Annotated in this window: 15 protein-coding genes and 1 other annotated feature; of the genes, 14 read left to right on the top strand and 1 reads right to left on the bottom strand. The window is 38.8% G+C overall.

Annotated features, from left to right (window positions below; all coding sequences use genetic code 11):
- The first annotated feature begins 52 nt into the window (after nt 1–52).
- Nucleotides 53–265 (top strand) — a binding site (T-box leader).
- A gap of 90 nt (nt 266–355) precedes the next feature.
- The 14 genes from leuS to IGJ14_RS12830 all read left to right on the top strand — a co-directional run bounded on the left by leuS (nt 356) and on the right by IGJ14_RS12830 (nt 21,557).
- Nucleotides 356–2,770, top strand: coding sequence for a leucine--tRNA ligase (gene leuS, locus IGJ14_RS12895; protein ID WP_430608028.1), 2,415 nt, complete (start codon nt 356–358; stop codon nt 2,768–2,770).
- A 584-nt stretch (nt 2,771–3,354) separates the two neighbouring features.
- Nucleotides 3,355–7,395 carry a hypothetical protein gene (locus IGJ14_RS12890; protein WP_019722569.1) on the top strand — a complete coding sequence of 1,347 codons (4,041 nt, stop codon included), beginning with the start codon at nt 3,355–3,357 and terminating at the stop codon, nt 7,393–7,395.
- Between the two features lie 670 nt (nt 7,396–8,065).
- Nucleotides 8,066–12,139 carry a hypothetical protein gene (locus IGJ14_RS12885; protein ID WP_019722568.1) on the top strand — a complete coding sequence of 1,358 codons (4,074 nt, stop codon included), beginning with the start codon at nt 8,066–8,068 and terminating at the stop codon, nt 12,137–12,139.
- A gap of 159 nt (nt 12,140–12,298) precedes the next feature.
- Complete coding sequence (locus IGJ14_RS12880) at nt 12,299–12,613, top strand: PTS cellobiose transporter subunit IIB (protein ID WP_010734143.1); 315 nt, start codon at nt 12,299–12,301, stop codon at nt 12,611–12,613.
- A 20-nt stretch (nt 12,614–12,633) separates the two neighbouring features.
- Nucleotides 12,634–14,613: a BglG family transcription antiterminator gene (locus IGJ14_RS12875; protein WP_019722567.1), complete on the top strand. Its 1,980-nt coding sequence runs from the start codon at nt 12,634–12,636 to the stop codon at nt 14,611–14,613.
- Nucleotides 14,614–14,625: 12 nt separating this feature from the next.
- Nucleotides 14,626–14,946 carry a PTS cellobiose transporter subunit IIA gene (locus IGJ14_RS12870; RefSeq protein WP_019722566.1) on the top strand — a complete coding sequence of 107 codons (321 nt, stop codon included), beginning with the start codon at nt 14,626–14,628 and terminating at the stop codon, nt 14,944–14,946.
- Between the two features lie 20 nt (nt 14,947–14,966).
- A complete protein-coding gene (locus IGJ14_RS12865; protein WP_019722565.1) occupies nt 14,967–15,485 on the top strand; it encodes a hypothetical protein in 519 nt (172 codons plus the stop codon).
- Nucleotides 15,486–16,841 (top strand): PTS cellobiose transporter subunit IIC, encoded by a 1,356-nt coding sequence (gene celB, locus IGJ14_RS12860; RefSeq protein ID WP_019722564.1) that lies wholly within the window; start codon nt 15,486–15,488, stop codon nt 16,839–16,841.
- Between the two features lie 486 nt (nt 16,842–17,327).
- Complete coding sequence (locus IGJ14_RS12855; RefSeq protein WP_019722562.1) at nt 17,328–18,107, top strand: cyclase family protein; 780 nt, start codon at nt 17,328–17,330, stop codon at nt 18,105–18,107.
- A 147-nt stretch (nt 18,108–18,254) separates the two neighbouring features.
- Nucleotides 18,255–19,148 carry a hypothetical protein gene (locus IGJ14_RS12850; RefSeq protein ID WP_066025661.1) on the top strand — a complete coding sequence of 298 codons (894 nt, stop codon included), beginning with the start codon at nt 18,255–18,257 and terminating at the stop codon, nt 19,146–19,148.
- A 106-nt stretch (nt 19,149–19,254) separates the two neighbouring features.
- Nucleotides 19,255–19,563, top strand: coding sequence for a hypothetical protein (locus IGJ14_RS12845; protein ID WP_019722559.1), 309 nt, complete (start codon nt 19,255–19,257; stop codon nt 19,561–19,563).
- 4 nt (nt 19,564–19,567) lie between these two features.
- Complete coding sequence (locus IGJ14_RS12840; RefSeq protein ID WP_019722558.1) at nt 19,568–19,897, top strand: hypothetical protein; 330 nt, start codon at nt 19,568–19,570, stop codon at nt 19,895–19,897.
- Nucleotides 19,898–19,935: 38 nt separating this feature from the next.
- Nucleotides 19,936–20,478: a hypothetical protein gene (locus IGJ14_RS12835; RefSeq protein ID WP_019722557.1), complete on the top strand. Its 543-nt coding sequence runs from the start codon at nt 19,936–19,938 to the stop codon at nt 20,476–20,478.
- A 125-nt stretch (nt 20,479–20,603) separates the two neighbouring features.
- Nucleotides 20,604–21,557 carry a hypothetical protein gene (locus IGJ14_RS12830; protein ID WP_019722556.1) on the top strand — a complete coding sequence of 318 codons (954 nt, stop codon included), beginning with the start codon at nt 20,604–20,606 and terminating at the stop codon, nt 21,555–21,557.
- Between the two features lie 181 nt (nt 21,558–21,738).
- Here IGJ14_RS12830 and IGJ14_RS12825 read toward each other — a convergent pair whose 3' ends face one another.
- The gene (locus IGJ14_RS12825; protein ID WP_019722555.1) at nt 21,739–23,241 is read right to left on the bottom strand and encodes a UDP-N-acetylmuramoyl-L-alanyl-D-glutamate--L-lysine ligase; all 1,503 of its coding nucleotides are present in this window, start codon (nt 23,239–23,241) and stop codon (nt 21,739–21,741) included.
- Between the last annotated feature and the right edge of the window lie 35 nt (nt 23,242–23,276).

Genomic DNA, 23,276 nt, shown 5'->3' with positions numbered 1-23,276 from the left:
TAGTTGATTGATTCAATAATATTTGTTACTATGAAGCTACTAAAAATTTAGTTGATCAACGTTTGAAAAGGAAGTAGTAAAAAGTCGAAAGTTTTAGAGAGCACATGGTTGGTGAAAATGTGTACGGACGCTTTTGAACTCGCCTTTGAGTTGCACCTGCTGAACAGTTCTCCCAGTAAGCAGAGGCGGTGACGACCGTTACAACGTTCAAGGCCTTGTTTAGTAAGGCAAAATTAGGTGGTACCACGTAGATTACGTCCTATAAAAAGAGCAATCTTTTTATAGGATTTTTTTGTTTTTCAAGGCCAGATGCTAAAAGAAAAACAGATCATTACATCAAAATAGGGGGTTCAAGATGAGCTATAATCACAAAGAAATTGAAAAAAAATGGCAAAAATATTGGGCAAAAAATAACATCTTCAATACGCATGATGAACCAGGTAAACCAAAATTCTATGCGTTGGATATGTTTCCATATCCATCAGGACAAGGTCTACATGTTGGGCATCCAGAAGGCTATACTGCAACAGATATCCTAGCTCGTTTCAAACGTAGTCAAGGTTTCAACGTGTTACATCCAATGGGGTGGGATGCATTTGGACTACCAGCAGAACAATACGCATTGGATACAGGGAATGACCCTGCAGAATTTACGCAAAAAAATATTGAAACCTTCCGTCGCCAAATCAATTCACTTGGTTTTAGTTACGATTGGAATCGTGAAGTCAACACAACAGACCCTGAGTACTACAAATGGACACAATGGATCTTTACTAAATTATACGAAAAAGGTTTAGCCTATGAAGCAGAAGTAGCTGTGAACTGGGTACCTGAACTAGGTACAGTGATCTCAAACGAAGAAGTGATCGACGGCAAAAGTGAACGTGGTGGCTATGATGTTATCCGCAAACCAATGCGTCAATGGATGCTGAAAATCACCGCTTATGCAGATCGTTTGATTGATGACCTAGAGCTTGTGGATTGGCCCGAAAGCATCAAAGAAATGCAACGCAACTGGATCGGTCGTTCAGTCGGAGCAAATGTCACGTTTAAAGTGGCTGGCACAGACAAAGAATATACGGTCTTTACCACACGTCCAGATACGTTATTTGGGGCAACCTACTCCGTGCTAGCACCAGAGCTAGACTTAGTTCGTGAGATCACAACTCCAGAACAAAAAGAAGCAGTCGAAGCGTATATCGCAGAAACAGCGAAAAAATCAGATCTTAAACGAACAGATCTTGCTAAAGAAAAAACCGGCGTATTTACAGGGGCGTATGCGATCAACCCAGTAAATGGCAAGGAAATCCCTATCTGGATCGCTGATTATGTGTTAGCTTCTTATGGAACAGGTGCGATCATGGCAGTACCGGCACATGATGAACGTGATTACGAGTTTGCACAAACGTTTGATCTAGAAATCTTACCAGTCATCGAAGGTGGCGATACTTCAACAGCTGCCTACACAGAAGATGGTGCGCATATCAATTCTGATTTCTTGAACGGATTGAATAAAGAAGAAGCCATCGATGCGATGAATCAATGGTTGGAAGAACATGGCGTTGGGAAAAAAGAAGTCAGCTATCGCTTGCGTGATTGGTTATTTTCTCGTCAACGTTATTGGGGAGAACCAATCCCGATCATCCATTGGGAAGACGGCACAGTGACAACAGTAGCAGAAGAAGAATTACCACTACGTTTACCAAAAACAAGCAATATCCAACCAAGTGGAACAGGGGAGTCACCATTAGCAAACATTGACGAGTGGGTCAATGTCGTTGATCCTGAAACAGGTAAAAAAGGTCGTCGTGAGACGAATACGATGCCACAATGGGCAGGAAGCTCATGGTATTACCTACGCTATATCGATCCACATAATAAAAAAGAATTAGCTAACTATGAAAAACTAGAACGATGGTTACCAGTAGATATTTATATTGGTGGGGCAGAACATGCGGTACTTCACCTATTGTATGCTCGCTTCTGGCATAAATTCCTTTACGATATTGGCGTGGTACCAACAAAAGAGCCTTTTGAAAAATTGTTCAATCAAGGAATGATCCTTGGAGAAAACAACGAAAAAATGTCTAAATCTCGTGGCAATGTCGTCAATCCTGACGATGTCGTAGAAGCATATGGTGCGGATACGTTACGTCTCTACGAAATGTTCATGGGCCCATTAGACGCATCGATTGCTTGGAGTGAAAATGGCTTAGAAGGTAGCCGTAAATTCTTAGATCGCGTTTGGCGCTTGATCGTGGACGAAAACAATAAAATGCGTGATCGTATCACGACACTGAATGACGGTAAACTTGACAAAGTATATCACCAAACAGTTAAAAAAGTCACAGAAGATTACGAAAATCTACATTTCAATACAGCGATTTCTCAATTGATGGTCTTTGTCAATGAAGCATATAAAGTCGATGCCTTACCTTATGAATATATCGAAGGATTCGTACAATTACTTGCACCGATCGCGCCACATATCGGTGAAGAGCTATGGGCGATCCTAGGCAATGAACAAGATCTTTCTTATGCACCATGGCCAACTTATGATGAAGCTGCTTTGATTGAAGATGAAGTAGAAGTCGTCTTCCAAATCAATGGAAAAGTTCGTGCCAAAGCCAGTGTTGCACGTGACTTATCAAAAGAAGAACTAGAAAAAACAGCGATGGACGATGACAGTATCAAAGAACAATTAGAAGGAAAAACAATCAGAAAAGTGATCGTGGTTCCAAATAAATTAGTCAACATCGTCGCAAATTAATAAGTAAGCACCAATAGAAAAAAAGTAAAAACGAGATGCCACATTCTCATGAAAATCATTTGGATTTCATGAGAATGTGGTTTTTTTTATAAATTTCCATCTGAGGGAAATTTTATTATCAGTGATGATTTCATATTTTTACTCTATATAATAGTTATCCCTTTTTGTTCAAGGAATAGTAACTAATCTAGTGTAGACAAGTAAAAGGTAAAGTCGAAAAAAATAGTGAGCAACTGGCGTTCACGTCTTGGATGTTTTTTTACCTTGCTAACGGTAAAAAAAGATTTTATTAGTATTTTGAAATTATGGATAATATTTGTATGGCATTTGCATTATTGTTTTTTGAGTTTTTTTTCATTTTTTAGCAGGTTTACACCATTGATTCCACATAAAAATCCTGCATAAACTCGCAATGATTTTTGCGAAGGTGCCTGAACTAATTACATACCTTTTATTTATAGCTGAACTTTGCAGAAAACTTACGATCGAGTAGCTCGTTTTAACGATTACTTATCTCAATCAGCTTATCCAAAAAGATAGATGATTACATGCATTGTCAAAAAATAAGAGAGGGGAGAGAATTTTTGAAAGCAAAAAAAATACGGATTATCGCTACCTCATTCCTATTGTTTCAACAGGCATTGCTACCTTCTGTGGTAATGGCAATAGAAAACGAGTCGATAGCTAATACAGAGATCATGGAAGAACAGCCAGAAAGTCACTTATCTGAAGAAGCAACAGACGTGGTCGAAGAACAAGCACCAATTACTCACGAAGAGCCTGAAGTAGTAGTGGAAACTCCTGAAGCTCCACCAGAAGTGGCAGAAGAAGTGCCGACGATGGAAGCACCTCCAGAAGCACCAGCGACGGAGGAGACTATAGAGACGGTGGAAACGCAAGAAGAAGTGCCACCACTTGATGAAAGTCCGCTATCTATCCATTTGGGACGGCTGAATTTAACTGCACAGAACGTAGCAGAACTAACCAATCATGGGAGAAGCTCCTATATTCAAGCTGTCTTGCAAAATGCCATCAATCGAACTATCACTTTAGGCAATGCGGCAAATTCGACAGCCACTTTCTCCGTGACTGTACCGACACATTCCATGGTACAGCGGCAAGGTACTAGTAATGGCTGGATTTCTTCAATTGTTACGGACAGTTCTGTCGGAATGCCCGATGAATTATACACACAGATGTATTATGGGAATCATTCGACTCACCGAAATACATACACACTAACGAATATTTCGTCAAGTAATGCAGCGGTGAGTGTCTCTGCTACTGTAACAATCAATTCCAATTTTACATCAACGATCAATTTTACAGTCACAAGAGTACAGGCGGCAAGCACGACCGTAGCGTTAGATATCCGTGGAAATGTCGGTTTAGGTACGACTGGTGTTGCGACACAGTTCACACACATTGCCACCCCAAGACATGTGATGAATCTTAGTTATACGGGGGAAACAATTGGACAATTGACAGTGAATGCGGAAGATGAGGAAGAAGTCCCAACAGTCGGTGTGCATGCGAATGTGACGGTTCAGGCCACGAGAAGCCAATCGTTGTCTCAAGAAGTGATTCAAAGTTGGTTCCATACATTACCAGGTCCAGGAAATTGGAGTTTCTCCACCTCAAATCTTGGAACTGGTTGGTTCCCTGGTTATACTAATCAGTTGCCAGTTTATCTTATCAATAATTCCACTGGTGGAATCACACAATTTTGGACAACTGTGACGGTCGTAGACACTGAAGCGCCTACAGGTATGGAAAAAACAGAATGGACAGATATTCAAGCAAATCGTCACCGAGATTTTAACCAGGAAGAATTACGTTCGGTTATAAATAATCTTCAAGATAATTGGTCTACGTTGAGTAATATTAGAATGGCAGCTACAAGAAGCTTGACGGAATTAGTACCTAACTCCACTAATTTAATTAATCTAAATGCAACAGATGAAAGTGGAAATACACAAAATTTTTACGAAACAAGAATGCGTATTATAGACACATTAGCCCCTACAGGAACAGTGAAATCAGAAATAATCGATCTTTCTAATGTTGAAACAAGCATTCCCTCTCGTTCAGAAATCATGCAATTTTTGAATAATGATTTGGAGGACAATTGGACATTAAGAGATGAAATTATCGTTCAACTGTTAGACAGTAATGGGGAAGTTATCAATTTGCAAAATCTAGAACCATCAAATAGCGTTCATACAGGTTATATTCGTCTAGAAGATGAATTTGGGAATCAATCGGCGCTACAGGAAGTGAAATTTAATCTGAGAGATATCGAAGGACCAACAGCAAATGTCACGACTACGCCAGTAGATTTTGAAGCCACAAGAGTGAATGATTTGACGAAAGAAGATATTATGAAATTCTTTATCGATGATCCAGTGGATAATAGTACACCGACGGATCAAATCGATATTTCATTAATCGATAGTTCTGAGAATACAGTAAGTATCAGAAATGTTGCTCCGTCAATCACAAATGTCTATGATGCAGCAATCCGTTTAACTGATGAATTTGGTAATTTTCGTGATTTACCAGTTACTTATCGTGTAATAGATACAAAATCTCCAGATGTTATGACAAATACAACTACTAGAGATTTACAAGCACGACGAATTGGAGGACTTGAGCGCTCAGAGTTATTACCGTTTGTTGATTCGATGTCGGATAACTGGACCTTGAATGATGATATTAAGTTATCATTGCTTGACTCGCTGGGTACGTCTACTTCGATTGCTGGAGTAGCACCTAACTTACTCCAAACGTATACGGGATTTTTAAATGTAGAAGATGAAGCAGGTAATGCGAATAGAAATCAAATGATCAATTATCGCGTGATCGATACACAAGCACCAACAGGAAGTGCCAAAGGAACCTGGACTGTTTTTGAAGCGAATCGTCATCGAGATTTTACCCAAGATGAATTACGATTACTATTTCATAGCATTTCGGATAATTGGACCTTATCAGAAAATATTCGCTTAGAAAGTCATCGTCGCCTATATGTTTTATCTCCAAATGAACCAAGTGCATACCATCCAATGGATATCACGGCAATCGATGAAGCTGGAAATGAACATATTTTTAGAGGAACTATGCCAAGGATAGTGGATACTACGGCGCCAACTGCTAACTTTAAAAACGAGGTGATCGACTTTTCTACTCTTACATCGAATACGTTCTCTCGAACAGATCTGTTAAGATTTTTCAATGGCACACCGGAAGATAATTGGACGTTACCAGAAAATATCCGCATTGAATTGGTCGATAGTCAGGGAAATGAATTTGCATTGGATGACTTGGAGTTCCAAGAATATACAGGCTATATTCGTTTAGAAGACCAACACGGAAATCGTACAGATTTGCAAGAAGTCAAATTTCTTGCGGGAGACAATGAAGGGCCGACAGGAAATGTCGTTACTCAACCTGTGGATTTTCAAGCACGTCGAGTAAACGAATTGTCGAGAGCAGATTTATTGCGGTTCTTTACTGAGGACCCATTAGATAATACGACGGCAACCGATCAAATTGACCTTTCTTTACGAAATAATAATGGAGAAGTTGTGAGTATCGTCAATGTTGCTCCTTCAACGACCGTCTATGACGCAAACGTCCGTTTACAAGATATCCGAGGAAATCAGACGGAGTATCCAGTTAACTATCGCGTGATCGATACGCAAGCACCGACAGGTTCGATTAATCAGACAACGACTGTGTTTGAAGCAACGCGCACGCGTGATTTTACACAGGAAGAATTGCGTTCGTTACTCATTGATTTAGAAGATAATTGGACAGAAAGAGAAGCAATTAAGTTAACAAATAATGTTCCGTTAAACACCATGCCTCCACATAGTCCTGGTGAATGGTATTATGAGCTCCAGGTGGATGCTACGGATGAAGCAGGAAATACGACCACATTTGAGAAAACCAAAGTTCGAATTGAAGACACCACAGCACCTGACGGAACATTAAAAGATCCATTAGTGTTTACGAAGGGGCAAACAGCTCCAAGCGGACGAGATTTTCTAGATGGTGATCCGACCGACAACTGGTCATTGTCACCAGATATTCAAGTGGCAGTTACATATGAAAACAATGTCGCGTTTGCAGATTTAGAAGTGGGAACGTATGGTGTGACAGTTACTTTGACGGATCAACAGAGAAATTCGCGGACAATGAACAGTCAAGTTACGATCCTAGAAGATACGTCCGAGTATATCGACGTGACGATCCCAATGAATGTGTCCTTTGCTCAAAGTAAAGAAAGCAATGGTATCGTCTCACCAACCTATCAGATCCAAAACAATGCGGAACGTGCGGTTCAAGTGTCAGTGAGTTCTGTCGTTAGTCAATCCAATACGGAACAATTGACAGAGATTGATCTTGGTGTGAAGAACAATCTGAATGACAATCAAGTGATGTTGATCTCATCAGGTCAAAACCTCAATAACCGCAGAGAACTAGGAACAATCGAAGGTCGTAATACATCGTTCTCCTTCTCGTTATTTGGAACAGTTGGAGAGAACTTTGATTTTGAAAGTTTGAATGATCCATTGAGCCCGGTGTATAGTATGCGGTTGAACTTCAATGTAAAGGAATAAAAATGGTTTTTGGTAAATGATATACATGAAAAGAAATCTTAGAATAATTTTTGGAACAACAAGAAAGAATCTACTTTCTTGTTGTTCTTTTTTTATGCAGTTAAAAAATATTTTTTATGAGAGGCATCTTTGCAATTTCTCATAGTAAAAACCACTAATTTTTACTTATAGAAATTATGATTTTGGATAAAGTACGATAGCAAAAAAATGTGATGAGTAATCAGCGATATATAGTAGATGTTGAGAAAACGTATCAAGCAATTTGGTAATAATAAGATTAAAATTTGCTGTTCGTTCCTCTAATTTAGATTAAAAAATGATTTTTTTACCTTTCTAACGGTAGAAAAAGATTTTGTTCCTATAATAGAATTATGGATAATTTTAATGTGAATGTGTGTTATTTTTTTAACAATTAAAAAGGGAGAAGAAGGTCATTCAGTGAAACAATTACATAAAGCAATTATTCGATCGTGAAAAGGCGATTCTGCGAACTGTTTGTACTGAATGGAACAGACATATCTTCTATCTGTATGAGTCATCAAGCAGAATTTTTGGGATCAAGCACATAGTTTTTGAATGCTTACATATAGTTATCAGTTGATCTCAAAGATCCGTATAATCAGTACTTTGAATAGGCACATTCTAAGAAAGAGAAAGGGGGACAGAATTTTTGAAAGCGAAAAAAATTCGGATGATCGCTACTTCATTCCTGTTATTCCAACACGCATTGTTGCCATCGGCAGTATTTGCAATAGAAAATGAACCGATTGCTAGTACGGAAATCACGGAAGAACAGCCAGAAAGCCACTTATCTGAAGAAACACCAGAAGTTACTATAGAAGAACCAACAGTAGAAGAACCAATAGTAGAAGAACCAATAGTAGAAGAAGAGCCGGAACAGGAAATACCAGCTGAATCAACAGTTATTGAAACACCAGAAGTTGTGGAGGAAGTACCGAAGATAGAGGAAGAAGCCCCGGTTGGAAGTGGTGAAGTAGCAACTGAGGAATCCTTGGTGCCAGAAGTACCGCCAATTGATGAAGCACCTGTACCGAATTACTTGAGAGCTTGGAATGAAACACCTGAAAATCTCGCACAACTGACGAATCACGGTAGAATTTCTTATTTAGAGGGAGTATTGCAAAAGGCTATCAATCGAAAGATCATTCTAGGTTCAGCGATCAATTCGACTCAAACTTTTTCCGTAACTGTACCAACGTATTCAATGGTGGAACGTGTCAATGGGAATAACGGGTGGATTTCATCGATCGTGACGGATAGTGGTGTCGGAATGCCGGATGAAATGTACACACAGATGTATTATGGGAACCATCCGAAGTACAACAATACTTATTTGTTATTGAATATTACTTCTAACCGCTCAGACATTACAGTTTCAGGCAATGCCATGCTTTATTCTAATTTTACCGCCGAGATCAATTTTACCGTAAAAAGAGTACAGATAAGTAATTCGACAGAACCGGTTGAGATCCGAGGGAATGTTTTGTTAGGTGCTACAGGAGTTGCGACACAATATACAGACATTGCGACGCCAAGAAAATTAACTAATCGTAATTATACTAATGAGAAGATCGGAAGTCTAGAAATTGATGATGGTCGTTCATCAGCTGTTATTGGGAATAATATTATCATTCAAGCGCAACGTGCACCAGTTACTATGACTGAGGCAGAGATCCGTTCATGGTTTGCTCAATTGCCTGATAATCCTAATAACTATGAGTATTCTGTTGCTTCTCCAGCTGAAGGATGGCGACCAGAAGCTCGTGGAGATATGGTGGTCACTTTGAAAAATAAAACAACAGGAGTGACAGAGACACATACGACGAATTATGTTGTAGTAGATACACAAGCACCAACTGGGACTGTTAAATCTGGATTCATTGGTATTTTTAATGAGCAAATAAACGTGCCGACACGTTCAGATCTCTTACAATTTCTGAATAATGATTTGAAGGATAACTGGACATTACCAGATGACATCAAAATTCAATTAGTGGATAAATCTGGTCGACTGATCTATTTATCTGATTTAGATACATCAATGAGTACCCATACAGGGTATATTCGCTTAGAAGATGAAATTGGTATGCAGTCAAACTTACAAGAAGTGACTTTTCAGTTGGAAGATAGCCAAGGGCCGACAGCTAACGTTGTCACTACACCAGTCGATTTTGAAGCTACTAGAGTGAATGATTTGACGAAAGAGGATATTATGAAGTTCTTTGTCGATCCTCCAGTAGATAATCAAACGCCAACGGATAAAATTGATATTGCATTACTAGACAGTGCTGGAAATACGGTAAGTATCAAAAATGTTGCGCCATCAACGACAATTCGTGAGGCAAAGATACGTTTACGGGATGAAGCGAATAATCAAACGGACTATCCTGTGAAATATCGAGTAGTCGATACCCAAGCACCAACGGCTACATTTAAAGGAGAAGTCATTGATTTTTCGACTCATACATCAAATACCTTCTCACGAACAGATTTATTGCGATTTTTAAATGGTGATCCTGTGGACAATTGGACGTTGTCGCCAAATATCAATATTCAATTAGTCGATGAGCAGGGCAATGAATTTAATCTAAACAATATGGAATTTAAAGAACATACCGGTTACATTCGCTTAGAAGACGAACAAGGGAATCAGTCCACTTTACAAGAAGTCAAATTCCTCGGTGGTGATACGGAAGGTCCAACAGGAAATGTCACAACCTCTCCCGTAGATTTCCAAGCGCGAAGAAAGGATGAGTTGACGAGAGATGATCTTTTACGCTTCTTTACAGAAGATCCTCTAGATAACGTGACACCAACCGATCAGATTGATCTTTCCTTACGTAACAATGCTGGCGATGTTGTGAGTATTGTCAATGTCGCACCGTCGACGACTGTTTATGATGCGAAAGTTCGTTTACAAGACCAAGCGAACAACAAGACAGAATATCCAGTCAATTACCGGGTGGTCGATACGCAAGCACCGACAGGAAATATTAAAGGAACTTGGACTGTTTTTGAAGCGAATCGTCATCGGGATTTTACCCAAGAAGAATTACGACTACTAATAAATGATTTAGCGGACAACTGGTCAGAGTTAGAAAATATCCAGTTAAAAAATCATCGTCACTTATATGATTTGTATCCGAATAGTGGAAGCACTTACCATAAACTGGATCTCACGGCATCCGATGAATTTGGGAATGAACACATTTTTGACAATACCATGGCACGAGTAGTGGACACTACAGCACCAACTGCTAATTTCAAGGATGAAGTCATTGATTTTTCCACGCTTACATCGAACACGTTTTCTCGAACGGACTTGTTGCAGTTTTTCAACGGTGACCCTGACGATAACTGGAGCTTACCAGAAAACATCACCATTGAATTAGTCGATAGTGAAGGGAACGAATTTGAGTTAGACGACTTAGAATACAAAGAATATACTGGCTTTATTCGTTTGGAAGATGAGCAAGGAAATCAATCGGAGTTACAAGAAGTCAAATTTCTTGCGGGAGACAACGAAGGTCCAACAGGAAATGTCGTCACCCAACCTGTCGATTTCCAAGCACGAAGAAAAGAAGAATTGACGAAAGATGAGCTATTACAGTTCTTTACCGAGGACCCATTGGACAATACGACACCAACCGATCAAATTGATCTTTCCTTGTGTAATGATAACGGAGATATCGTAAGTATTGTCAATGTTGCCCCATCGACAACCATCTATGATGCCAATGTTCGTCTAGAGGATATCCGCGGTAATTATACGGACTATGATGTGAAGTATCGCGTGGTCGATACACAAGCACCAACCGGTATAGTTAAAAACCATTGGACAGAGTTTGAAGCAACGCGCCATCGAGATTTTACCCAGGAAGAATTAAGGGGACTAATCAGCGATTTAGCGGACAATTGGTCAGAGTTAGAAAATATCCAGTTGGTAAATCATCGTCACTTATATGACTTATCTCCGAATGGATTCAATGCCTACCATCCAATGAATATTACAGCAACCGATGAAGCTGGAAATGAATATATTTTTAATAATGCCATGCCGCGGATAGTTGATACCACGCCACCTGACGGAACATTAAAAGATCCATTAGTGTTCACGAAAGGCCAAACAGCACCAGCACCTCGTGAATTTTTAGATGGTGATCCGACCGACAACTGGTCATTGTCACCAGGTATTCAAGTCGAAGTTGCATATGAAAACAATGTGCAATTTGCCGATTTAGCGGTAGGCGATCATGGTGTAACGATCACCTTAACAGACCAAGCTGGCAACGCTCGGACGTTGAACAGTCAAGTCACGATTCTAGAAGATACGTCTGAGTACATTGATGTGACGATTCCTGTGAACGTGTCCTTTGCAGAAAGTAAAGAAAGCAATGGTATCGTCTCACCAACTTATCAGATCCAAAACAATGCGGAACGTGCGGTCCAAGTGTCAGTAAGTTCGGTCGTTAGTCAATCAGATACCGAAAAACTAACAGAAATCGATCTAGGGGTGAAAAACAATCTGAATGACAATCAAGTCATGTTGATCTCGTCAGGTCAAAACCTCAATAACCGCAGAGAACTAGGAACGATCGAAGGACACAGTACTTCTTTCTCTTTCTCATTATTTGGTACAGTTGGTGAAAACTTTGATTTTGAAAGCTTGGATGATCCATTGAATCCAATCTACAGTATGCGTTTGAATTTTCATGCGCAGTAATTGATAAGAAGAAGTTGCACAGCCGTGTGACTTCTTTTTTTGTGCGTAATCTTATAACTATTTTCCTAAGCGATAAGGAAAAATCCATTTTGAAAAGAAAGCGATTTCATTTTATAGTGAATGTAAGAAATCCAATTAAAAATTAGAGGAGTGATCGTAATGAAAAAAGCATTGATTATTTGTGCCGCAGGAATGTCTTCTTCGATGATGGCATCAAAAACAACAGAATATTTTAAAGGAAAAGGGGAAGAAGTATTTGTTGACGCGGTTTCTGCAACTGAAGGGGACAACCAAATCAAGACAAGTGATTTCGATTTGTTCTTGATCAGTCCTCAAACCACAATGTACTTGGATAAATTTGTTAAACTAGGAAAAACAGTAGGGAAACCGGTCGTAAGTATACCATTCCAAGCGTATGTTCCTATCCCTACAGGTATCCAAAAATTAGCGGAGCTGATTGAGGAAAATATATAGACGAATAGGGGAAGATAATAATGAAACAAACAGAAAAAGAGTTATTGCGGCAATTGATTGATCATCAAGGAGAATACCTCACGAGCCAGTACCTCGCTTCTGAATTATTATTATCTGACCGTACGATTCGAAACTATTTAAAAACATTGAATGAAGTGATCGAAAACAATGGCGGAAGACTCATCGCCAAGCAAGGGCAAGGGTATCAACTAGAGGTGGTTAACAAGCTTGCTTTTGCTCTGTTTTTAAAGCAACGAGAAGTAACTGTCGAATATGGTGATCAGGTGACTGAGTTTTATGGTTCAGAAGATCGCAAAAAGTATATTTTAAACAAACTACTTTTGGAAGATCGCGCAATCGTGATCGATGATTTGGCAGAAGAGTTATATATCAGCCGTTCGAGTTTAGTGAATGATATCCAAGAAATCAAAGAGAAGTTAGCCGAATATTCGTTGAAAATTGTGTCGAAACATAAACAGGGAATGTGGATCGAGGGTCAAGAACAGGACAAGCGACATGTGATCATGGATACCTTTTTTGGAAATAAGTATACCAATTCTTTAAAAGAATATCTCGGTAACAGTCAATTCTTCAAGGAAATCAATTTTGAAGAATTAGTGATCGTCATCTTGGACGAGATTCGTGAATCCAAATTAAAGGTGTCCGATTTTGTGATCCAAAATTTAGCGTTACATTTAGCATTGGCAATCAAGCGAATGCGAGCTGGTTTTGAGATACAAGTGCCTGAAATCACTGGAGAAGAAATCCATGAGACCGAATATCAAGCAGCCAAGAATATAACCAGACGGATCGAGTCTATCATGAATGTTCGTTTCCCAAAAGATGAAATTGCTTATTTAGCCTTACATTTGATGGCTAAATCGAATCAAAACCATAAAAGGGAGAATCAGGAGTTAGTGACAGAGCTAATGTCAGTTCTTAAAGAGTTAGCTCAAGTTCTTGGTCAGTCCATTGTCGAAGATTATCAATTCAGGAATGGCTTACTCAATCATCTAGAACCGATGCTGGTTCGCTTAGAGCGAGGAATCGCTCTGGAAAACCCCTTAACAAAAGAAATCAAAAAAGAAGATCCGAGAGCATTTGAATTGACCAAATACTATTTTGGTCAAATGCCTTCGCTGAAAGATTATAAAATCAATGAGGATGAATGGGCGTATTTAGCGCTTCATTTAATGGCAGCAATTGAAAAAAACAAGGTGGATTGTAAACTACAGGCGTTGATCATTTGTGCGACTGGCTATGGAAGTGCGCAATTGCTAAAAAATCGAGTGTTGAGTGAATTTGGAAAAAACATTGCAGTGAATCAAGTGAAAGGCTATTACGAAATCGATGAACAGGCGTTAGAAAATGTTGATTTGATCATTTCTTCCATTGATTTGTCAACGATGTTTTTCAAAGTCCCTGTTCTTCATGTCAGTGTTTTCTTGAATGATCAAGATGTTCAGAAAATCCGCAAAGTGATCGAAGAACATCGCCCAAGTTGTTTAGTGAAGCCCCAAGAATCTGTCTCACTCATGAAAGAAAAGAGGGCATTTTACGAAGAGCAGATTTCAAAAAAATGGTTTAAAGTCTATGCTTCAGCACCAACAAAAGATCAAGTGATCGCTGAATTGTTGGCACTTTTACAAGAAGATGAAACGGAGAATTATACGTCTGAGATGTCTCACCAAATCGAACGTCGTGAGAAAATGGGGCAAATCATTTTCAGTGAACAAGTCGTTGTCCCGCATCCAGCGATCCCAGTTGGAGCCACTGCTAAAATTGCAGTGGGGATCATTCCTGATGGGATGGAATGGGATGAACAAGGGGCGATCCATTTTGTCTTTCTAGTCTCTCCTTCTTGCATCGAGAATGAAGGAATCACTGTTGTAACGAAGGCAATCGTGAAATTTATTGATCGATTGGATCTACAGCAGCTGATTTTAACTGAACCAACGTTTGAAAATTTTAATCAACAATTTATGAAAATGATTTACTAAGGAGGCGTCTTGATGACGGAGAAAATGACGAGTGAAGAGCTCCAAGTGACCGCATTTGATATTATTTTTCACAGTGGCAATGCACGAACATTGATCCACGAGGCATTTGCTTTGTTACGAGCAGAAAGCTTCACAGAAGCTGAAGGAAAGCTAGACGAAGCGAATCAGGAGATTTTGGAAGCCCATAGATCACAAACGCATTTATTGAAAGAATATGCAAGTGGCCAAAAGATCGAAATGGAAATCATCATGGTCCATGCGCAAGATCATCTGATGACGACGATGACTTTGTTGGAAGTGGCAAAAGAGATGAGTTACTTATATCAAAAATAAATAAGAACGGAGGTGGGAAAATGAGTGAAGCTGAGAAAAAACAACGGGAGTTAGAGAAAAAAGCATTTAGTTTGAAAGTCTTATATTTTAATCGCTATTTGATCATTCGCTATTTGACAGCTGGTTTCTTTTTTACCAATCTTTACTGGCTGGTTTCCTTACTCCTTGCGAGTAGCAAGATGTTTTGGGTACCATTAGGGCTATTATTCTTTCTTTTACCAGTCGTCGCAGAACAAGTGGCACTCTATCGTACACATAAAAATAATGCAACGGTTACTCGAAATTATTTCCGATTGCAAGCGGTAACCAATGTATTTCTCCTATTAGCAGTATTTTCACCAGGATATTCTCAATTGTTTCCTTTTATGGCGGATGGTTCAAATGGACAAGCATTGATTCTGTTTGTGATTGCTAGTGGGCTACTGATCTGTCTGTTTTGTCAGCGACGCTTGAATAAAATCCATGCAAATACGGATCGTCACTATCAACGAATCAAAGAATATGAACGTGTAGTACATTTTGGAAAGGGGAGTAAATAGATGTTTGATTTTCTACAGAAATATTTGATGGGACCGATGGGGAAAGTGGCACAATTCAAGATCGTACGCGCAGTAATGGCTGCTGGGATGGCGTCGATTCCCTTTACGATCGTAGGCTCGATGTTCTTAGTTTTGAATATTTTACCGTTACCATTTCCGTTTTTAGAAGGATTTTTCAATGCAACTTTCTTTAAAGTCAGCGACTTGTATATGATCGTCAACACGATGACGATGGGGATATTATCTGTTTATTTTGCTATTGTATTTGCTTATGAATTAACGTCGATCGAAAGAGATGAACAAGCACTGAACGTCAATCCTTTAACTGGCGCGCTATTATCTGTTTTTGCTTTCTTCATGTGTATTCCAGAGTTGATCATTTCAGACGGAAAAATCAGCTTGATCTCTAGTATGACCGATGCAGAAACTGTGGTTAGTGGGGTACGTATGGGCGCATTTGTCGAACGTCTGGGTACGTCAGGCATTTTTACCGCCATCATCATGTCTTACATTGCAGTTGAGTTGTATTGTATGTGTGTGAAACGTAACTGGGTCATCAAGATGCCAGATGTTGTACCACCTGGGGTTTCACGTTCCTTTACCGCATTGATCCCAACGTTTGTGATTGCTTTTGTGGTGATGATTGTCAACGGCACATTAGTTGCGCTAGGAACAGATATTTTCAAAATGATCGCTATTCCATTTGGTTTTGTAACAGAATTGACGAATACGTGGATAGGGATCATGATCATTTATTTCTTGATCCACGCATTATGGATCGTAGGGATTCATGGGGCGAACATTATTACCTCATTCTTGACACCAATCGTTTTAGCGAACATGGCAGCAAATGCGCAAGGTGCAAATTATCCTTTAGCCGGCGAATTTAATAACTCTTATGTAACAGTTGGTGGTTCTGGAGCGACACTAGGATTGATTATCTTTATTGCATTCATGGCAAAATCCGATCAGTTAAAAGTATTAGGAAAAGCTTCATTAGTACCAGGGATTTTCAATATCAATGAACCAATCATTTTCGGGATGCCGATCGTTTATAACCCTTACTTGGCAGTACCGTTTTTCTTAGCACCAATGGCATCCGCATCATTAGCATACTTTGCCATCAAATTAGAAATCGTTCGACCAATGTTAGCCCAAATGCCGTGGCCTTCACCAGTAGGGATCGGCGCCTTTGTTGGTAGTGGAGGTGACTGGAAAGCCGCTGTCTTAGCCGTCTTATGTGCGATTCTCGGCTTTATCATCTGGTTGCCATTCATCAAGTTTTATGACAATAAATTATTGACTGAAGAACAAGAAAAAGCCGCAGAATTAGCAAGAGAAGGTTCAGTGGCTTAGTGATTTAAAAGAAAACTCAGTTGCCATTCGTTAGAGATGGTAACTGAGTTTTTTAGTGAGTTGTTATGAAAAAAGGAAAGCCTATATATGTTGAATATTGAGAAAATTGGGGAAGCTTGTAAAAATAACCTTGTATACAAAAAAATAGATATCTATTGGTCAATAGAACCTACGAAGTTATTTCTAGAGGGAGAACACTATCAAAGTAAGGCATGAAATAGTAGAAAACAGTTGCTCTCCCTCTTAAAGCAAGCCGCGACATTTCAATTGCCAGGAGAGTCAAAAGCGCAACATGATAAAAATAAGGAGAATAGTCTGGTTCATATATGGACAGTCATAAAAGGATGTAAACATGGTCGATAGCAACTCAAGGATGCTTGATATTTATATCAAATAACAGAAAAAAAAGGACAAATATGTGGGAAATCCTCCGTATACTAGACACAAGTATGAAATAAAGAGGTTTAGAAAAAGGAGGACAAGTAAATGAAATTGATTGATTTAAGTATCACGATTGAAAATGAAGTGCCAAGTGATCCGCAAGAAATGATTCCGGTGATCAACTATTTAGACCATGAGAAAAGCGTGCCGGATATGTTACGCTTTTTTGAAACGGCAAAAAAGGAAGACTTGCCTAATGGCTTAGCTTGGGCGATGGAAAGTGTCCAGCTCACTACGCATACAGGTACTCATATGGATGCACCTTACCATTATCATCCGACAATGGATAATGGACAGCCAGCTTGGACCATTGAAGAGGTGCCTCTTGACTGGTGTTATGGAGAAGGTGTCATGCTTGATTTTTCAGATAAACCAAATGGCTATCAGTTGACGGTCACTGACTTTCAACACGCCTTGAAAAATATCAACTATACACTCAAAGAAAAAGATATCGTGCTGATCCAGACAGGTGCTGCGCCGTTTTGGGGGACGCCAAACTATTTGATCAGTGGATGTGGTGTCGGACGAGAAGCAACCCTTTGGCTATTAGAACAAGGAATCTGTTTAGTTGGTACGGATGCTTGGTCGTGGGATCGACCATTACCGTTTATTGCGGAAGAATTTAAACAGACTCGCGATCCCTCGATTATTTGGGAAGGTCATTTTGCTGGAATCGAAAAGAAATACTGTCATATTGAAAAATTGACGAACTTAGATCAACTGCCATCCACTGGTTTCAAGCTAAGCTGTTTCCCAACAAAAATCAAAAAAGCAAGTGCAGGTTGGACACGAGTGGTCGCGATCATGGAAGAAAATCAATGTTGATTTGAAAAAGAATGAAGGGATTTAGACATCTAGCGTCTGCCTATAGTGGGGGCGCTGAATGTTCAGATCTGTAAATGGAAGAACTGCGGACAAGAACAAGTAGGGCAAGCTGAGACAAACCCAGTTAGTTCATGGAGGGATAGATCAATGGATTCAGAAAAAGATATCTTGCTTTATGGCTTATATAAGAAACGTGAAACTTTTTTTGCCGATGTAAAGAATAATAAAGTTGATCTACAAGGCTATCCAACCTTATCTGGTGAATCAGAACATGCACATATCATTGATTATTATAATAACAGGCTACATATGGCGATAGTTGAACGAAAAAGATCAGGAAGGTTACGCACTTTTGAACAATGGCGTCTATTTATAGATCAATTACTTTTTGTGTTATTCCGATTTTTGAATGAATATCCGCTTTGGAAACAATACTTGCAGTGTATGAACTGGAATCCTAAGAACTGTTTGTGGGCAACGTTCAATTATCCGATCTTTCATGAGAATCTTCGACTAGAAGGCATCGTGTTATATTTTCAAAATGAAGCAGGCGAGACAATCAGTTGTAATGACCACATTACTAGAGGCTGTAAAAATGGCATCGATATGGCCATGTACTATCCCAACATTCTCATTTATTTCGTGTTGGATGGCATAAAAATGAAAGAAGTCATGCAAAAAAATCGCCAAAAAAAATATAAAAGTGAGTATACCTGTAAAGAATTACGCTATATTTTCCGACATTGGTATCAATTAAAGGAGAAAGTTGTATTTTTCTTAAATCGAAAAATTGTAAAAGCGCCTTGGATTGAAGGAAATCACATTCGCCAATGGCAAAAGTATCGTGAGCATCGAAAGAAAAAGGGAAAAAGAGAAATCGCTAAATCTGTGGACGATTTAACACATGATGCTTTACCAAAAGAGAAGAAGAAAAATGAATTAAAATCTTTCAAAGCACTACTTTTAGAAGTAAATGAGAAAGGAAAAATCCAGAAAAAAATGGAAAAATCGATCGGTAGACAGCGAGCGTTCACCTTGTGATGTATTTAGATGATCGGTGCATATATTGGCTGTTACGGAAAAATATTTGGTCAGTGAAGGTGATCCGTAGAGTGATTAGGTGTCACTGGGGACAGGAGAGAAATGAATGATAACAAATGAATTAAAAATTATATTTTTGGGGAAGAACAGCGAGTATCAACGGCTATTTGAGTCCAATGAATCGGAACGATTCCAACCGGGTAAAGACTATCAAGTACAAATGTTTGACGCGTGCAATAATGAAATAGAGAAGTTGATCATTCAGTTTGTTAAGGAAAATAAACTACTAACATTACAAGACTGGGAGGATTTTTCTGATAATTTGCCTTTGTTACTATTTCCGCAAAATGAAAAAAAATTAGTTTATTTTTCTGAATATTATGAGTCCATGATTAAGTGTAAGAAAGTGGGATAGCGGAATGGATACAGACAAAATGTATATTTTATTATTTGGGATGGATGATCAACGAAAGCTATTTTACCAAGATGTCATTTCGAGAAAAGTGCAACTGAAAAGATTTGCTAGTCTGACAGAATCAAGTTCATCAGCATATGTCATTGATCGCTATAATAAAGGGTTACATGAATTGATCGTTAGTAAAGTGTCGGAAAAAAAGCTAGAGACCGTAGAAGAACTGCAAGAATTTGAGAAAGAGTGGCCTAGCTTATTATCAGAAGAGTATAAGCATCTACCCATTGGAAAAGATACTGGCTGTCTATGCAATGGAACCCTAAGAATCGCTTGTTGAATATATTTAAAAAAGTAGTAACTGAAAGAAGATTATTCGTGGAAAAGGGGGCACTCTACTATCGCAACAAGTATAAAGATAAAAAAAGTTTTAATAAGCATATTGAAAGATGGTGTAAAAACGGTATCGATATAGCCATCCACTGTCCTAATGTTAGGATATATTTTGTACTGGATAAACTGAATATGCACAATATCTCTAAAAAAAATTGTTACGGACATTACGAAAGTGATTATACATGTAAAGAACTGCGTTATATTTTTCGGCACTGGGATGAGTTAAAAGAAAAAGTCGTTTTTTTTGAAAATAAAAAAATCGTGAAAGCACCTTGGATCAGAGGAAAGTATGTCAAGGAGTGGCAGAAATATAGTGAAATACGAAAGCGGCGTTTCACATGGAATCTCAACAAGCAAGCGTGCAAGTCTATGGAAAATATCCAATCAAGTACATTCCTTACAAGAGAGAGGGCACAAGAACATAAAAACTTGCAATCGTTACTTAAAGAAGCAATAGGAAAGCAAAATAATGTCTCAGAGCAAAAGAGACCATCTGCACGTAGGCAAAGGGCCTTGACGGTATAGTTTTTGAAATACTATATTTTTTAGATACATAAGAAAGAGGAAATATCAATTCGAATATTCTTTCAATCAAAAAAGTCAGTGCTGAGTGGACACGAGATCGCTATTTTAAAAGAGGAGGAATGGTCATGCCATTAGATGGAAATAAAGTATTATTGATTGGTTTGGATGTTTCATGTGAACGACTATTTAAGGAGTTAAATGAAGGAAAACATAGATTTGAAGGAGAATTAAAAGAAAAGGATCATCGAGCTTACATGATTGATACTTATAATAATGAAGTGAGAAGAGTCATTTATGATAAAGTCAGAAAGAGCGAACTGGTAACGAGGCAACAATGGGAACAATTTGCTGATGGCGGCATAAATGACTATGTAAGATCAGACAAATTGCCATTTTGGAAAGAATTCATGGTTGCAACTAAAGAAAACCCCAAGAATCAGTGGCCAAATATTTTTTCCGACGCAATTCAAGCGGGTAACATAGAGATCGAAGGAATACAACGGGACAAAAGTGGCGATAGGATTGGGATAGAAGGGTTAGGGCTATACTATATAGACGAGGAGAACGAACACATACTCATCAGAGAAATAGATGAAAACGGAGGGAAAATCGGAATAGACATGTTAAAATGCTACCCCAATATAAAAGCGTATATCACCTTGGATGGTGTACAGATGCAACATATAGCAGATAGAAGTTATGTTATGGGGTATTCTATGGACCAGCTTCGCAGAATGTTGCGTTACACTTATCGATCATGGCCGATAATAAAAAATCAGGTAACTTTTGTGTCAAACAGCCGGATGATATCACCACCTTGGCATGAAGGTAAATTTGTCAAAGATTGGCAAATTTATATCGAAACTATGGAAAATAAAGTGTCTAAGAAGATGGAGATATCTTCTTTTCTAGAAGGCATACATGCCCCGGAAAAAAAGAAAATATGTACAAATGGCACGCAAGTACTTCGTAAAATGACGATAGGACTTGCTAAACGAGCAGAGGAATTAAATGAGCAGAAGAAACGAGAGTCATCTCGAATAAAGATGCAGCGAGCTTCAACTGAATCGGAAAGATAAAGCGTATATTGGATATTGCCAGAGATTTTTAGAAGATTATCTATGAGTTGATGTGGCAAGATAAAAAATCATTTCAAAGATATTGGAATAAACAACTAAAAAAGCCAACTCATAAGGAGTTGTCTTTTTTAGCTAGAGTTATCTGTCTAAGTTAAAGCGTTCTGTTCTTCTTTAGAAAGCTTCATTGTTCGATCAAGCGTTTTGCTATGTCATAGTCACCTTCATAAGGTTCATCGACACCACCAACTTTTTGATACGCATCGACACCTTTACCAGCAATCACAACAGAGTCTTCTGGATGGCTTTCTGCTAATGCTAGTTGGATCGCAGTCGGACGGTCCATTTCGTAATGGACAGCAAGCTCTTTATTTGTGATTGCTTCATGGATTTCTTCTGCAATTTTTTGCGGATCTTCAAAAGCAGGGTCATCTGCGGTCAAGAAAACGACATCGGCTGTTTCTGACAAGACTTCTCCAAAGTCTTTTCTGCGGGAGATCGCTTTGTTTCCTGGACTTCCTAGAACGACGATCACACGGCCATTAGGATGTTCATTCTTAGCAAATGCTAATAATGTTTTTAAACTTAAATAGTTATGGGCATAGTCAACATATACATGGGCACCGTTCTTATGAGTCAACTGATCCATTCGACCAGGTACTCGAGCTTCGCTTAGTCCTTGTTGGGCATCTGAAATCGAAGCGCCCACTAATGTCGCTGCAATGATTGCGCTAGCTGCATTTTCTTGATTAAAGCCACCAGCTAATTTGATCTCATATTCTGCTTCAACAGGCAATTCAGAACCATGTGTGATCAATTCGAACGCTTGCGTTTGATTTTCTAAACTTTTCACTTGAACGTCTGTTGTATCTGCTCGTCCGTAAGTGATGGCAGGAATACCATGGACTTGCCCCGTCTCCACTAATAGATCGAAGTAATCACTCTCACGGTTTAAAATCACTTTTTTTGAATTTAAGATCAACTGACGTTTGCAATAAAAGTAATCATCAAACGTCGGGTGTTCGATCGGGCTGATATGATCGGGTGAAATATTTAAGAAAATCCCGACATCTAAAGTGAGTCCATAAACACGTTGCGTTTTGTAGGCTTGAGAAGAAACCTCCATGACAAGATGTGTCATCCCGTTTTCTACTGCTTCAGCCATCATGCGATACAAGTCGAGTGATTCCGGTGTTGTCAGATTAGATTTGAAAAAAGACTTGCCGTCTAATGTGGTATTCATTGTTGAAAACAGGGCAGTTTTATAGTTAGTCGTATGGTCTAGAATGGCCTTGGTAAAGTATGCAGCGGTGGTTTTACCTTTAGTCCCAGTAAATCCGATGACTAGCATCTTGTTTTGTGGATAATCATAAAAAGCCATAGAAAGAATTGCCATTGCTTTGCGAATATCGGTCACGATTATACCACAAGCTTCGTTCTCATAAGGTTCTTCAGCCACGTAGTAATTAAGTCCTTGAGCAATTGCGGCAGTTAAATACTCTTCTTTAAAATTTAATCCTTTACAAAAAAATAATGTCTCAGCATCGACCTGACGTGAGTCATAACTTAATTTCTTGAATACTCTATTTTCTGGAGCATACAGATGCCACCCCTGTGGTGATACAAATTCTTTTAACAGATTTTCTTTTAACAATAAGTTGCGGATATCTTCTAAGGAGAAGCTCATTGAATCATCCCTCACTTTGTATTTATTTGGTTTAT

It is taken from the genome of Enterococcus sp. DIV1304_2 (assembly GCF_050555445.1).
GTDB lineage: Bacteria > Bacillota > Bacilli > Lactobacillales > Enterococcaceae > Enterococcus_B > Enterococcus_B pernyi.
Note: the sequence above shows the minus strand (reverse complement) of the source record. Positions and strands in the feature narration are given on the sequence as shown.

What these genes read in the sequence shown, in the direction of transcription:
- leuS (WP_430608028.1), top strand. Translation starts at nt 356, where the DNA reads ATGAGCTATAATCACAAAGAAATTGAAAAAAAATGGCAAAAATATTGG.
- IGJ14_RS12880 (WP_010734143.1), top strand. Translation starts at nt 12,299, where the DNA reads ATGAAAAAAGCATTGATTATTTGTGCCGCAGGAATGTCTTCTTCGATG.
- IGJ14_RS12875 (WP_019722567.1), top strand. Translation starts at nt 12,634, where the DNA reads ATGAAACAAACAGAAAAAGAGTTATTGCGGCAATTGATTGATCATCAA.
- IGJ14_RS12870 (WP_019722566.1), top strand. Translation starts at nt 14,626, where the DNA reads ATGACGGAGAAAATGACGAGTGAAGAGCTCCAAGTGACCGCATTTGAT.
- IGJ14_RS12865 (WP_019722565.1), top strand. Translation starts at nt 14,967, where the DNA reads ATGAGTGAAGCTGAGAAAAAACAACGGGAGTTAGAGAAAAAAGCATTT.
- celB (WP_019722564.1), top strand. Translation starts at nt 15,486, where the DNA reads ATGTTTGATTTTCTACAGAAATATTTGATGGGACCGATGGGGAAAGTG.
- IGJ14_RS12855 (WP_019722562.1), top strand. Translation starts at nt 17,328, where the DNA reads ATGAAATTGATTGATTTAAGTATCACGATTGAAAATGAAGTGCCAAGT.
- IGJ14_RS12850 (WP_066025661.1), top strand. Translation starts at nt 18,255, where the DNA reads ATGGATTCAGAAAAAGATATCTTGCTTTATGGCTTATATAAGAAACGT.
- IGJ14_RS12845 (WP_019722559.1), top strand. Translation starts at nt 19,255, where the DNA reads ATGATAACAAATGAATTAAAAATTATATTTTTGGGGAAGAACAGCGAG.
- IGJ14_RS12840 (WP_019722558.1), top strand. Translation starts at nt 19,568, where the DNA reads ATGGATACAGACAAAATGTATATTTTATTATTTGGGATGGATGATCAA.
- IGJ14_RS12830 (WP_019722556.1), top strand. Translation starts at nt 20,604, where the DNA reads ATGCCATTAGATGGAAATAAAGTATTATTGATTGGTTTGGATGTTTCA.
- IGJ14_RS12825 (WP_019722555.1), bottom strand. Translation starts at nt 23,241, where the DNA reads ATGAGCTTCTCCTTAGAAGATATCCGCAACTTATTGTTAAAAGAAAAT.